The following is a 13100-nucleotide window of genomic DNA, read 5'->3' as shown; positions in this document are numbered from 1 at the left end:
CCCCTGATGAGTAACCTGCCCGCGCGCCTCTCCGAACTGATCGGCAAACCTGTCCACGACATCGACACCCCAGCCCTGGTGATTGACATGGACGCCCTGAAACGCAACCTGGTCCGAATGGCTGACTTCGCCAAAAAACACCATGTCCGCTGGCGCCCCCACGCCAAGCTGCACAAAAGCACCGTGCTGGCCAAAATGCAGATCAAGGCCGGCGCCGCCGGCGTGTGCGTGCAAAAAACCGCCGAGGCCGAGGTCATGGTGGCCGGCGGCATCTACAACGTGTACATCAGCAACCAGGTGATTGCCCCGGCCAAGCTGGCGCGGGTAGCCGCCCTCACGCAGGCGGTGGCGTCCCACCGCGGCGGCCAGATCGCCATCGCCGTGGACAGCCCGGAGGGCGTGAGCCGGCTGGCAAAGGCCATGACCGAGGCGCGCACCAGCGCGCGCAGCAGCGTGGCGACGGTGATTGACGTGTTCGTCGAGATCGATGTCGGCCAGGGGCGCTGCGGCGCCCAGCCCGGCGAGGCCGCCGTCAAGCTGGCGCTGGAAATCCGCAAGCACCCGGCGCTGCGCTTTGCCGGGCTGCAGGCCTACCAAGGCAAGGCCCAGCATTTGCGCAGCGCCATCGAGCGCCGCATGGCCGCCGCCAGCGCCACCAAGGCCGTGGAGCTGACCTGCCAGCTGCTCAAGGCGCACGGCATCGCGCCCGGGCTGGTGACCGGCGCGGGCACCGGCAGCTTCGCGCTGGAGGCCGCCAGCGGCGTATATGGCGAGTTGCAGGCCGGCTCCTTCATGTTCATGGACGTGGACTATGCCCAGAACGAGCGCGACCCGGCACAGCCGCAGTTCGAGCACGCGCTGTTTGTCAAGACGCAGGTCATCAGCACCCACGCCAGCCACGCCGTGTGCGACGCCGGCCACAAGAGCCACGCCATCGACTCAGGCATGCCGAAGGTGCATGCCTTTGAGAAAAAAAGCGGGCTGGACTACTTCAACGGCGGCGACGAGCACGGCATCTTGCGGCCCGTGGATGGCAGCGACCGCCTGCCGGCGCTGGGCCAGCTGCTGTGGCTGATTCCCGGCCACTGCGATCCGACAGTGAACCTGCACGATGTGATGATCGGCGTCAGCGGCGGCCTGCGAAACGGCACGGTGGACCGCATCATCCAGGTCGATGCGCGCGGCGCGATGACTTGAAATTTCGGGCCATTCAGGCCTTTTGTGCAGGCAGGACGGGCGCTGACAGCTATGAAAAAAGTAGCGCCACAGATTCGTGTTGCCCAAGCCTGCCCCGACACGCCTTATTGCTATTTTTTCAATAGCTGAACCTGCCCGTCAGCCATGCGCAAAAGGCCTATTTTGTGCCCAATCCGGCCGCGCTACTCTTCAAACAGATTCTCGGCATTGCCGCGCGGCGGCGCCACGCCCAGGTGCCGGTACGCCGCCAGCGTGGCAATGCGCCCGCGCGGCGTGCGCTGCAAAAAACCCTGCTGAATCAAATACGGCTCGATCACGTCTTCAATCGTCCCGGACTCCTCGCCGATGCTGGCGGCAATGTTGTCCAGCCCGACCGGGCCGCCGTCGAAACGCAAAATCACGGCCTCCAAGAACTTGCGGTCCATCAGGTCAAAGCCCTGCGGATCGACGTCCAGCATGGCCAGCGCCCGGTTGGCGATGTCCAGCGTGATGGTGCCGTTGCCCTTGACATCGGCATAGTCGCGCACCCGGCGCAGCAGCCGGTTGGCGATGCGCGGCGTTCCGCGCGAACGGCGCGCGATCTCGAAGCCGCCTTCCGCGTCCATCGGCGCATTCAGCAGGCCGGCGCTGCGCTTGACGATGCGCGCCAGCTCCTCGGGTGTGTAGAACTCCAGCCGGGCGACGATGCCGAAGCGGTCGCGCAGCGGATTGGTCAGCATGCCGGCGCGGGTCGTGGCGCCGACCAGCGTGAACGGCTGCAAGTCAAGCTTGATGGAGCGCGCCGCCGGGCCTTCGCCGATCATGATGTCGATTTGATAATCTTCCAGCGCCGGATACAGGATTTCCTCGACCACCGGGCTCAGGCGGTGGATTTCGTCGATGAACAGGACATCGTTCTTTTCGAGGTTGGTCAGCAGCGCCGCCAGATCCTTGGGCTTTTCCAGCACCGGCCCCGAGGTCGAGCGCATGTTCACGCCGAGTTCGTGCGCGATGATGTGGCTCAGCGTGGTCTTGCCCAGGCCGGGCGGGCCGAACAGCAGCACATGGTCGAGCGCTTCCTGGCGCTTGTTGGCCGCGCCGATGAAGATTTCAAGCTGCTCGCGCGCCTTGGTCTGGCCGACATAGTCGTCGAACAGCTTGGGCCGCAGGGCACGCTCGATGGCCTCTTCTTTCGGCGAGGCCGGGGCGGCCGACAGCATACGCCGGGCCGGCGGCAGGTCGGACATGTCGAAGTCGTCGGTCTGGATGGTCATGGTTTAGCTGTAGGGTTGACTAATAACTTCAGCTTGTCTATGTCTTTTTCAATCTTGTCGTACTCGGCGGGATGAACTTTTTTCCCGTCCAAATCGATTCGCACGTCGCGCAGAAATTGACTGAAATCAGGGTTCTCGGAAGCAAGTTTATTGATGCTGTCCCAATCCAGATTCTTTCTCTCCCCCGCCGGATAAAGCACCGAAGAGTCATCTGGATTCTCGATATCGAGCGAGATTACACCGATGCCAAAGCTACCGGACAGGCGTTTCAATTCACCGAGAAAATCGGGACTTTCCTTGATATTTGCAGCCACCAAATAGCCTTGGTGCGCCCAGGATGAGTTGCTAACTGCCTGAAAAAAGGACTCCCGCAAGTTTGAAAAATTCAGACTCCGCTTCAACTCAAACGATAGCAACTTGAAAGGTAATTCACCAGCTGTCGCTGCAAGTGAACGAGCATCTACATGCAGGTCAGGAAAACGCACACCGACCAAATCGGGATGCAGCCATTCATTGAAAGACTTCTTGAGTGACTTTTCATGATAGATAGTTTTCACGTAAGCATCACCCAAATAAAGCTTGGCGAAAAATGCCAGTAAGGGGTGTAGGTTTCGCTCCTTCAGTTTGGGAATCGACTCTACCTTGATGATGGCCTCTTGGGCTTGCTGGGCCGTGTGAATCGATTTCAGTCCAAACAATACAGGGTTATCTCCAGTTCGAAGGAAACAAGATTTCGCATTGTCTTTGGTATCGACGTACAAGCGCGCTCCCAAGGATATCCAAGGCGTTTTACCTTTAGAACCTACTTTATCAACGGCTTTGGAGGCCAACCCATTTTTCCAAATGGTTGAGATGTCAAGCGGCGTACTGGAATTCTTGAGAACTTCTTCAGCGAGGTCGAGAAAAGTGAACTTGGCCAACATCAATCCTTATTATTATTTCCCCAGCGCCCGCAGCGCCAGCTTGATGCCTTCGCTCACGCCCACGTCCGGCGGCAGGGCCTTGAGCGCCAGCGCCGCGTCCTTGTCGCTGTAGCCCAGCGCGACCAGCGCCTGCAGGATGTCGAGCTGCGCCTCGCTGCTCACGCTGACATGCGCGCCAATATCGGCGCCCAACTTGCCCTTGAGCTCTAACAGCAGGCGCTCGGCGGTCTTCTTGCCGATACCGGGCACCTTGACGATGCGACCCGCCTCCTGCAGCGTCACGGCCTGCGCCAGTTCGGCAACGCTCATGCCGCTGAGCACGCTGAGCGCCATGCGCGGGCCGACGCCGGTGATCTTGATCAGCTGGCGAAACGCGCCGCGCTCGGCGGTGCTGCCAAAGCCGTAGAGCAGCTGCGCGTCCTCGCGCACGATGAAATGCGTGAACAGGCTGATTTTCTCGCCCAGCCCCGGCAGGTTGTAAAAAGTGCTCATGGGCACCAGCACCTCATAGCCGACGCCATGGCAGTCCACCAGGATTTCGGGCGGATTTTTTTCGGCCAGCTGGCCAGTGAGTCTTCCTATCATGGCCAAATCTTAGCAGCCGGGTGGCCGCCCCGATTTAGGCAGACAATCGCCTTCCCGCTCCTTGTTTTGCCCCATTTCAGGAAAACCCACGCCTTGATTCTTCGCCACACCTTCACGCCGCCCAACAACACCCGCATGGCCAACCTGTGTGGCCCGATGGACATCCACATCCGCACCATCGAGGCCGGGCTGCAGGTGACGATTGCGCACCGCTTCGAGCAGTTCAAGATCGACGGCCCCAAGCTGCGGGCCCAGCAGGCGCTCGAAGTGCTGCAGGCGCTGTATGAAATCGCCCAGCGGCCCATCGAGCCCGAAACCGTGCAGCTGATGCTGGCCGGCGACACCGCCCTGAGCACCGCCGAAGGCCCGATGGCGCTGTCCACCCGCCGCGCCGACCTGCGCGCGCGCACCATCAACCAGGGCACCTACCTGGAGAACATCGCCACGCACGACATCACCTTCGGCATCGGCCCGGCCGGCACCGGCAAGACCTACCTGGCGGTGGCCTGCGCGGTCGATGCGCTGGAGCGCAGCACGGTGCAGAAAATCGTGCTGACGCGCCCGGCGGTCGAGGCCGGCGAGCGCCTGGGCTTCTTGCCGGGCGATTTGAGCCAGAAGGTCGATCCCTACCTGCGCCCGCTGTACGACGCGCTGCACGAGCTGATGGGCTTCGAGCGCGTGCAAAAAGCCTTCGAGCGCCAGCAGATCGAGATTGCGCCGCTGGCCTTCATGCGCGGGCGCACGCTGAACCACGCCTTCGTGATCCTGGACGAGGCGCAAAACACCACGCCCGAGCAGATGAAGATGTTTTTGACGCGCATCGGCTTTGGCAGCAAGGCGGTGGTGACCGGCGACGTGAGCCAGGTCGATCTGCCGCGCACCCAGCTCAGCGGGCTGATCGATGCCGAACGGGTGCTCAAGCGCGTGCAGGGCATCGCGATTACCCGGCTGACCAGCGCCGATGTGGTGCGCCATCCGCTGGTGGCGCGCATCGTCGATGCGTATGACAAGACACCGAGCGACCGGGACGACGCCAATCCTGCTATTGATTTGGTAGCTGTATCCGCCCGCAAGACCAGCGCAAGGAGCCGAAATGGCTCTTAATTCACTGAGTTTGTCGCTGCAGTTCGGAAAATTCCCCGATGCGGCCCTGCACCGCGCCGCCCTGCCGCGCCACAGCGTGGCCCGCTGGATTCGCCACGCGCTGCAAAGCGATGCCGAGATCACCGTTCGCATCGTGGGCGCCGAGGAAGGCCAGGCGCTGAACCGCGATTACCGGGCAAAGGACTACGCCACCAATGTGCTGACCTTTGACTACACGCAGGCCCCTTACGTGACCGCCGACCTGGTGCTGTGCGCGCCCGTGGTCGCAAAAGAGGCGCAGGACAACCAGAAAACCCTGCAGGCACATTACGCGCATCTGCTGGTGCATGGCACGCTGCATGCGCAGGGCTACGACCATGAAACCGGCGAAGAAGACGCCGAGGAGATGGAAGCGCTGGAAATCGAGATTCTGGCGGGCCTGGGCTTCGACAACCCCTACCGCTGACGGTTTCAGCATCAAAAATAGCTCTTGCGCAACAGGGACGGGCGCAAGCAGCTATCTAAACAATAGCATTTACCGGCTATTCAGGCATCGGGCGCGATGTGCAGCGGAATCGTCACCGGACCATCGTTGACCAGATGCACCTGCATGTCGGCGGCGAACTGGCCGGTTTCGACCTGCGGGTGCAGCTTGCGAGCCTGAGCCACGAAATAGTCGTAGAGCCGCCGTCCCACATCAGGCGGCGCGGCGCCGGTAAAGCTCGGCCGGTTGCCGCCCGAGGCATCGGCCGCCAGCGTGAACTGGCTGACGACGAGCAGCCCGCCGCAGGCGCCCTGCCCGTCCAGGTCCTGCACGCTGCGGTTCATCTTGCCGGCGTCGTCCGAAAAGATGCGCAGCTTGAGGATCTTGGCCAGCAGCTTGTCGGCCTGCGCTTCGCTGTCGCCGCGTTCGGCGCAGACCAGCACCAAGAGGCCCTGGCCGATCCGGCCGACGGTTTCACCGGCAACCACGACGCGGGCCTCGGCCACGCGCTGCAGCACCGCCTTCATGCGCGCTTCAGCTTCATGCCAGCGTCACGCGGGCAAACTTGCGCTTGCCGACCTGCACCACGTAAGTCCCGGCCGCCAGCTTGAGCGCCTTGTCGCTGACCACGCTGGAGTCCACGCGCACGCCGCCGCCGTCGATCAGGCGGCTGGCTTCGCTGCCCGAAGGCGCCAGCCCGGCCGCCTTGAGCAGCGCGCCTATGCCCAGCGGCGCGCCCGACAGCGACACGTCGGGAATCTCGTCGGGCACGCCGCCCTTGCTGCGGTTGATGAAATCCTGCTCGGCGGCGTCCGCTGCTGCGGCGGAATGAAAGCGCGCGGTGATTTCCTTGGCCAGCGCGACCTTGGCGTCCTTGGGGTTGCGGCCGGCTTCAATTTCGGCCTTCAGCGCGGCGATGTCGGCTTCGCTTTTGAACGACAGCAGCGTGTACCACTTCCACATCAGCACATCGGAGATCGACAGCACCTTGGCGAACATGGAATTGGCGTCCTCGGAAATGCCAATGTAGTTGTTCTTGCTTTTCGACATCTTCTCGATGCCGTCCAGGCCTTCGAGCAGCGGCATGGTCAGGATGCACTGCGGCTCCTGGCCGTATTCCTGCTGCAGATGCCGGCCCATCAGCAAATTGAACTTCTGGTCGGTGCCGCCGAGTTCCAGGTCGCTCTTGAGCGCCACCGAGTCATAGCCCTGCATCAGCGGGTACAAGAATTCATGCACGCTGATCGACTGGCCGGCCTTGAAGCGGTCGTGAAAGTCGTTGCGCTCCATCATGCGCGCCACGGTGTAGCGCGAAGCGAGCTGGATCATGCCGCGCGCGCCCAGCGGGTCGCACCATTCGCTGTTGTAGCGAATCTCGGTTTTGGCCGGGTCCAGCACCAGGCTGGCCTGGCGGTAATAGGTTTCGGCGTTCACCTTGATCTGCTCGGGCGTGAGCGGCGGGCGCGTGCTGTTGCGCCCCGACGGATCGCCAATCAGGCTGGTGAAGTCGCCAATCAGGAAGATCACCGTGTGGCCCAGGTCCTGCAACTGGCGCATCTTGTTGAGCACCACGGTGTGGCCGATGTGGATGTCGGGCGCGGTCGGGTCCAGCCCCAGCTTGATGCGCAGCGGCACGCCGGTGGCTTCGCTGCGGACCAGTTTGCGGGTCCATTCGTCCTGCGGAATCAGCTCGTCGCAGCCCCGCAGGGAGACGGCCAGCGCCGTCTTTACACGGTCAGACAGGGGTGAATTTGTAACAAGCTCTTGATTCATAAGGGTTTTTCTCGGGACAGGTTATTGTCCGACAGATATAATTCTGGCTTTCCTACGTCGGGCCGCCATTTTAGAGGCGCCACTGTTCGCCGGCGAGGAAGCCCGAATTTTTGAGTCCGATGCCCTCCACCCGCTGGCAAAAACGGTTGGCCCGGCTGTCGATTTACCTGTCACCATCGTCCGGCATGCCCTTGCGGCCCGACGCACTTTAGTTGGGATTCACGCTTTGCGCCTGCCCGTCGCCTCCCATACCCCGCTGACCCTTTCCCGTGTCCTGTCCGCCATTGCCGATAGCCTGCGCCGCCACCCCAAACGCCTGACCGCCAGCCTGGCCATGCTGCTGCTGGGAACCGGCGTGACCGCCTTCGGCGTTGCGCCGCTCGCGCCCGACGCCGCCGACCTGCCGGTTCGCCAGGTGCTGGAAGCGATTCAGCCTCTTTCCCCCCAGTCCGCGCAGGCCCAGGCGGACGCGCTGGCCGATTTCAACTTCAAGCTGTTTCGCACCGAAAGCACGCGCAGCAGCGACCGGGCCAGCACCCTGCTGCAGCGGCTGAACATTGATGACACAGCGGCGGAGGTGTTTTTGCGAACCGATGCCAATGCGCAGCTGATCCTCACCGGGCCACCGGGCAAAAACGTCACCGCCGAGGCCAGCGAAAGCCAGCAGCTGCTCAAGCTCAGCATGCGCTGGCCCACCGACGACGAACAGGTGTTCCAGCGCCTGGTCGTTGAACGCAGCAGCGATGGCCGCTTCACCTCGCGCATTGAAACCGCGCCCTACACCCGCTCGGCCCGGCTGGCCAGCGCCACCATCGAGACCTCGCTGTTCGCCGCCATCGACGACGCCCGCATTCCCGATGGCGTCGGCGTGCAGTTGGCGGAAATTTTCTCGACCGACATCGATTTCCGCCGCGCGCTGCGCAAGGGCGACCGCTTCAACGTGGTCTACGAAACCCTGGAAGCCGATGGCGAAACCATGCGCACCGGCCGCGTGCTGTCGGCCGAGTTCGTCAACGAAGGCAAGGCCTACCAGGCGATGTGGTTCCAGCCCCCGGGCCAGGACGCGTCAGGCGCACCGCTGAAGGGTGGCTACTACACGCTGGACGGCAAGAGCCTGCGCCGCGCGTTTTTGAGTTCCCCGGTGGAGTTCTCGCGCATCAGCAGCGGCTTTTCGATGCGTTTTCATCCCATCCTGCAAACCTGGCGCGCCCACAACGGCACCGATTTCGCGGCGACCACCGGCACGCCCGCCCGAACCATCGGTGACGGCGTGGTGGAGTTTGCCGGGGTACAGAACGGCTTTGGCAACGTGGTGTTCATCAAGCACCGCAACAACCTTGAAACCGTCTATGCCCACCTGAGCAAAATCAACGTGCAGCCTGGCCAGACCGTCAGCCAGGGCCAGACCATCGGCCTGGTCGGCTCGACCGGCTGGGCCACCGGCCCGCACCTGCATTTTGAAGTGCGCGTCAACGGCGTACAGCAGGATCCGATGGCAATTGCCAAGCAAAGCGACGTGGTTCCGGTGCCCACCGCCGCCCTGCCGCAGTTCAGGCAACTGGCCAACGGCTTCAGGAACCAGCTGCAGGCCGCAGCCACGATTGAGCAGACCCAGGCCGAGTAAGGCAAAAGCCGGTAGCGACTGCGGCAAAATCGCTGCATGCACGACTACACCATTGGCCTGATGTCAGGCACTTCCCTTGACGGCGCCGACGGCGTTCTGGTCGATTTCTCAAGCCAGACGCTGCGCGTCGTCGCCAGCGCCAGCGAGCCGTTTGGCGACAGTTTTAGGGCTGAACTGCTGGCGCTCAATTCGCCTTCGCACAATGAATTGCACCGCGCCGCGCTGGCGGGCAGCCAGCTGGCGGCGGTCTATGCCCAGGTGGTTGCCAAGCTGGTGCGGCAAGCTGGCGCGCAGGGCATCAGCGCCAGCCAGATCCAGGCCATTGGCGCGCACGGGCAGACGGTCAGGCACCAGCCCCAGCGAACTTCAGCAGAACCTGCGGGCGCGGGCTACACGCTCCAGCTCAACAATCCGGCCCTGCTGGCCGAATTGACCGGCATTGACGTGGTGGCCGATTTCCGCAGCCGCGATGTCGCCGCAGGCGGCCAGGGTGCGCCGCTGGTGCCGGCGTTTCACCAGGGTGTCTTTGGCCGCGCGGACGCCACGGTCGCGGTGCTGAACCTGGGCGGCATCTCCAATCTCAGCGTGCTGCCGCCTGCCGGCTCGCCCTTGCCGGTGCTGGGCTTTGACTGCGGGCCGGGCAACGCGCTGATGGACGCATGGTGCCTGCGGCACACCGGCCAGCCTTTTGATGCGGGCGGCACCTGGGCGAAAAGCGGCCGACTGGTTCCGGCGCTGCTGGCCAGCCTGCGGGGCGAACCCTACTTCTCGCAGCCGATTCCCAAGAGCACGGGACGCGACCTTTTCAGCCTGGCGTGGCTGGATGAAAAACTGCGCCCCTTTTCCGGCGAACGCCCCGAGGATATTCAAAATACATTGACCGAATTGACGGTTTTCGCATGTACAGCGGGCGTTAGCAGCTATGGAAAAGAGAGCACTGAACTGATCGTCTGCGGCGGCGGCGCTTTCAATCTGTATCTGCTGCAGCGCCTGCAGGCGGGCCTGCCCTGGCTGCGCGTCAGCACTTCGGACCAGCACGGCCTGCCGCCGCTGCAGGTCGAGGCGGCTGCCTTTGCCTGGCTGGCGCGCCAGATGATCCAACGCCAGCCCGGTAACCTGCCCGGCGTGACCGGCGCGGCGGGCTTGCGTGTGCTGGGTGCGCTGTATCCCGCCTGAATCGGCCTGGCCCCCTCTTCATGCGTTCGCCCATGATCACCATTCAGGTCGGAGCGCTACGCACCAGCGGGAATGCCGGCAGGCCTGCCAGGATGGCTTGCCCGTAGCGCATCGTCACCAGCCGGGTGTCGCACACCGTGATGACAGCCCGGTCGGTCACGGTTCTCACGCCGCGCCCGGCCCATTGCGCCAGCTTCATGCCCGCACGCGGCACCGACAGCTCGGCAAACGGGTCGCGCCCCTGCCCGCTCAGCCACTCGGCCAGCGCTTCCTCGACCGGCGAGCTTGGCGGCGTGAACGGCAGCTTGTCGATCACCACATGCTCGCACAGCCGGCCCGGCAGGTCGATGCCTTCGCCAAAGGACTGCAGGCCAAAGATGATGGAACGCTCGCCGGCCTTGACGCGCCGGCCGTGCTCCCTGAGCAGCTCGGTGCGCGAGCGAACGCCCTGCACCAGCACTTGGTCCAGCAAATCCTGGGGTAGCGCCGCATGACAAGCCTGCATCTGGCGCCTGGACGTGAACAGCACCAGCTGCCCGTGCGGGTGCTCGCGCAGCAGCCCGGGCAGCTTGTCGCACAGCTCATCGGAGAAACCCGGACTCTTGGGCGAATGCGTCATGGGCGCGATGCGCAACTCGCCCTGCGTCGCATAGTCAAAGGGCGAATCCACGACCAGCGACCGGCGCTCGGGAAAGCGGTTCATGCCGCTCAGGCGGTCAAAAAAATCAAAGCTGCCGCAGGCCGTCAGCGTGGCCGAGGTGCAGACGGCGGCGCTGACCTTGTTCCACAGGTTCTTCGACAAAACCTGGGCTGCCGTCATCGGGCTGGCGCACAGCCAGGCGTCCGGCGCGCTGCCGGCCCCATCCTCTGCCCATTCGATCCACTTGGCCCACGGCACCCGGTCATGGGTGGCCCAGGCGCTCAGCAGCTTGTCCAGGGTGCCAAGCCGCGACAGATAGACGCCCAGCTCGACGCCGGCATGGGTCTGCTCCTCGCGCTGGGTGGGCGACTTCGATTCGTCGGGCTCCTTCAATGCCGCCGCGATGCTTGAAACCACCGAGGCAATGGCGCGGATGAGCGTGGCGAGTTCCTGGCACTCGAGAACCAGGGCCTCCGGGATACGGCCCTGGGCGAAGCGGTGGACGGGCTGGTCGGCGCTGACGAGTTGGGCATCCTGCCAGTAGCGCTCCAGCATCGCCAGCTTGTCGGTGCAGCCGGTGACTAGCTGGGCAAAGGCCACCGGGTCCGGCCGGGTGGATGCCGGCAGGGCCTTGCCATGGCGCAGCGCCACCGTTCGCAGGCTGGTGAGCAATTTGCTGCTCGTTCCCAGGCGTGCCCGGTACGAGAACTGCTCGGCCGCGATGCCCGGCAGGTGGTGCGCCTCGTCGAACACGAACAGCGTGTTGCCCGCATCGATCAGGCTGCTGTCGGTCTGCAGCGTCGCCAGCACCAGCGCGTGGTTGGCCACCTGCAGCGTCGCGCTGGCCGCCTGGCGCCTGGCCTTGAAGAAGGCGCAGTTCCTGAAATGCTCGCACTGCCCGCCGTTGCAGGCGTGGGCATTGGCCTGGACCTGACGCCAGTCCTGCGGGTCGGGCGGCTGCGCGAGGGAGTCGATGTCGCCGTCCCAAGTACCGCTGTTGAGTTTCTTTGCGCTGCTCTTGAACCAGCGCATCGCCTGGGTGCGGTCGCGCACAATGCCGGCCGCCTGCCGGCGGGCGTCGCCAAAGGAGTCCTGGAACAGCTCACCCGTGAGCAGGCCGTCCTGCGCCACGTCGTTGATCACGCCTTCGAGGCGGCTTTCGCAGACATAGCGGGCGCGGCCCTTGAGGATGTCGTAGCGCAGATCGGGAATGATTTCAGCCAGGCGCGGCAGGTCTTTCTGGAACAGCTGCTCCTGCAGGGCCACCGTGGCCGTGGAGACGATGACGGTTTTCTTGAGCACCTCGGACGCCACGATGGCCGCCAGGCAGTAGGCGACCGTCTTACCGGTGCCCGTTCCTGCTTCGAGTTGCGCCAGATGGCTGCCCGTGCGGACCTCGTCCTCGGGCGCCTTGGCCGACAGGAAGGTCAGCAGGCACGCCTGCATCATCTGGTACTGGCCGGGACGGGCAATGAAGCCGGGCCAGTCGGCAGCGACCTCGCCATACAAGAGTTCCAGCCGAATGCGCGCGGCTTCCAGTTGATCAGGGTCGATGCCCTGCTCAGAGGCATGCGCCGGCACGGCGGCTGGAAGCTGGATCGAGGGGCTCGGCAGGGGCGCGCCTTCAAGCGCGGACGGGGTGGTGGACAAACTCATCTTGCTGATTATTGACTGATGTCACGCCTTGCACACCGCCTGAAACGAGCGTAGCCTCTGATGCGCCTGCCCGCCGCCGAAAAAAGCCGGCAAACCGAAGCAGGTAAAGCCGCAACGTAAAAGCCGCCCTGAAGGCGGCTTTTAAAAAAATGGCGGCGTCAAGCCCGCCCTTGACTCAACCGTCAGACCGAGAAGCTGGAGCCGCAACCGCAGGAACTGCTGGCATTCGGGTTCTTGATCACGAACTGCGCGCCTTCCAGGTCGTCCTTGTAGTCGATCTCGGCGCCGACCAGGTACTGGTAGCTCATCGCATCAATCAGCAGCGACACGCCATTCTTGGTCATGGTGGTGTCGTCTTCGTTGGTGATTTCGTCAAAGGTGAAACCGTACTGGAAACCCGAGCAGCCGCCGCCCTGCACGAACACGCGCAGCTTCAGGTCGGGATTGCCTTCTTCGGCAATCAGTTCGGCCACTTTGGAGGCCGCGCTGTCGGTAAACACAAAGGGCGCGGGCATTTCGGTCTGGATATTTTCAGCAACTGCACTCATGGGTAACTCCGTTATTCAATAAGCCAACAGGCAATCTGGAAATACTACAGCAAATCAATCAACCATAACGCGCGCGTGTCTTAGCGCGTTGCAGCCGCAGCGCCATGAAAAAAGCCGCCAGGCGGACCAGGCGGCTTTTTTTGCAAAGCAGGGGAAGC

Annotated in this window: 12 protein-coding genes; 5 read left to right on the top strand and 7 right to left on the bottom strand. The window is 63.5% G+C overall.

Annotated elements, in window-relative coordinates; translation table 11 throughout:
- Positions 1–6 precede the first annotated feature (6 nt).
- A complete protein-coding gene (locus tag PNAP_RS02550; protein ID WP_011799934.1) occupies positions 7–1197 on the top strand; it encodes a DSD1 family PLP-dependent enzyme in 1191 nt (396 codons plus the stop codon).
- Between the two features lie 182 nt (positions 1198–1379).
- Here the strand turns inward: PNAP_RS02550 and ruvB are convergent, their stop codons facing one another.
- From ruvB to ruvA, 3 genes are read right to left on the bottom strand one after another with little or no spacing between them, the layout of a single operon-like run.
- Positions 1380–2450, bottom strand: a complete 1071-nt coding sequence (gene ruvB, locus PNAP_RS02545) for a Holliday junction branch migration DNA helicase RuvB (protein WP_011799933.1) — start codon at positions 2448–2450, stop codon at positions 1380–1382.
- Positions 2447–3370: an HTH domain-containing protein gene (locus PNAP_RS02540; RefSeq protein ID WP_198140668.1), complete on the bottom strand. Its 924-nt coding sequence runs from the start codon at positions 3368–3370 to the stop codon at positions 2447–2449. Before PNAP_RS02540 ends, ruvB begins: the two co-directional genes overlap by 4 nt.
- Before the next feature lie 15 nt (positions 3371–3385).
- Positions 3386–3958, bottom strand: coding sequence for a Holliday junction branch migration protein RuvA (gene ruvA, locus PNAP_RS02535; protein WP_041376478.1), 573 nt, complete (start codon positions 3956–3958; stop codon positions 3386–3388).
- Positions 3959–4051: 93 nt separating this feature from the next.
- Between ruvA and PNAP_RS02530 the strand changes: the two genes are divergently transcribed.
- Positions 4052–5062 carry a PhoH family protein gene (locus PNAP_RS02530; protein ID WP_041376477.1) on the top strand — a complete coding sequence of 337 codons (1011 nt, stop codon included), beginning with the start codon at positions 4052–4054 and terminating at the stop codon, positions 5060–5062.
- The gene (ybeY, locus tag PNAP_RS02525) at positions 5052–5507 is read left to right on the top strand and encodes an rRNA maturation RNase YbeY (RefSeq protein WP_011799929.1); all 456 of its coding nucleotides are present in this window, start codon (positions 5052–5054) and stop codon (positions 5505–5507) included. The genes PNAP_RS02530 and ybeY overlap by 11 nt, the downstream gene beginning before the upstream one ends.
- A gap of 80 nt (positions 5508–5587) precedes the next feature.
- Here the strand turns inward: ybeY and dtd are convergent, their stop codons facing one another.
- On the bottom strand, positions 5588–6052 hold the full coding sequence (gene dtd / locus PNAP_RS02520; protein WP_011799928.1) for a D-aminoacyl-tRNA deacylase: 465 nt from the start codon (positions 6050–6052) through the stop codon (positions 5588–5590).
- Positions 6053–6065: 13 nt separating this feature from the next.
- On the bottom strand, positions 6066–7298 hold the full coding sequence (gene tyrS, locus PNAP_RS02515) for a tyrosine--tRNA ligase (protein ID WP_011799927.1): 1233 nt from the start codon (positions 7296–7298) through the stop codon (positions 6066–6068).
- Between the two features lie 226 nt (positions 7299–7524).
- Between tyrS and PNAP_RS02510 the strand changes: the two genes are divergently transcribed.
- Both PNAP_RS02510 and PNAP_RS02505 read left to right on the top strand, forming a co-directional pair.
- On the top strand, positions 7525–8922 hold the full coding sequence (locus PNAP_RS02510; protein ID WP_011799926.1) for a M23 family metallopeptidase: 1398 nt from the start codon (positions 7525–7527) through the stop codon (positions 8920–8922).
- 36 nt (positions 8923–8958) lie between these two features.
- Positions 8959–10098, top strand: coding sequence for an anhydro-N-acetylmuramic acid kinase (locus tag PNAP_RS02505; RefSeq protein WP_011799925.1), 1140 nt, complete (start codon positions 8959–8961; stop codon positions 10096–10098).
- Positions 10099–10141: 43 nt separating this feature from the next.
- Here PNAP_RS02505 and dinG read toward each other — a convergent pair whose 3' ends face one another.
- Positions 10142–12394 (bottom strand): ATP-dependent DNA helicase DinG, encoded by a 2253-nt coding sequence (gene dinG, locus PNAP_RS02500; protein WP_011799924.1) that lies wholly within the window; start codon positions 12392–12394, stop codon positions 10142–10144.
- A 182-nt stretch (positions 12395–12576) separates the two neighbouring features.
- Complete coding sequence (gene erpA, locus PNAP_RS02495) at positions 12577–12942, bottom strand: iron-sulfur cluster insertion protein ErpA (protein WP_011799923.1); 366 nt, start codon at positions 12940–12942, stop codon at positions 12577–12579.
- Between the last annotated feature and the right edge of the window lie 158 nt (positions 12943–13100).

The organism is Polaromonas naphthalenivorans CJ2 (genome assembly GCF_000015505.1).
GTDB lineage: Bacteria > Pseudomonadota > Gammaproteobacteria > Burkholderiales > Burkholderiaceae_C > Polaromonas > Polaromonas naphthalenivorans.
Note: the sequence above shows the minus strand (reverse complement) of the source record. Positions and strands in the feature narration are given on the sequence as shown.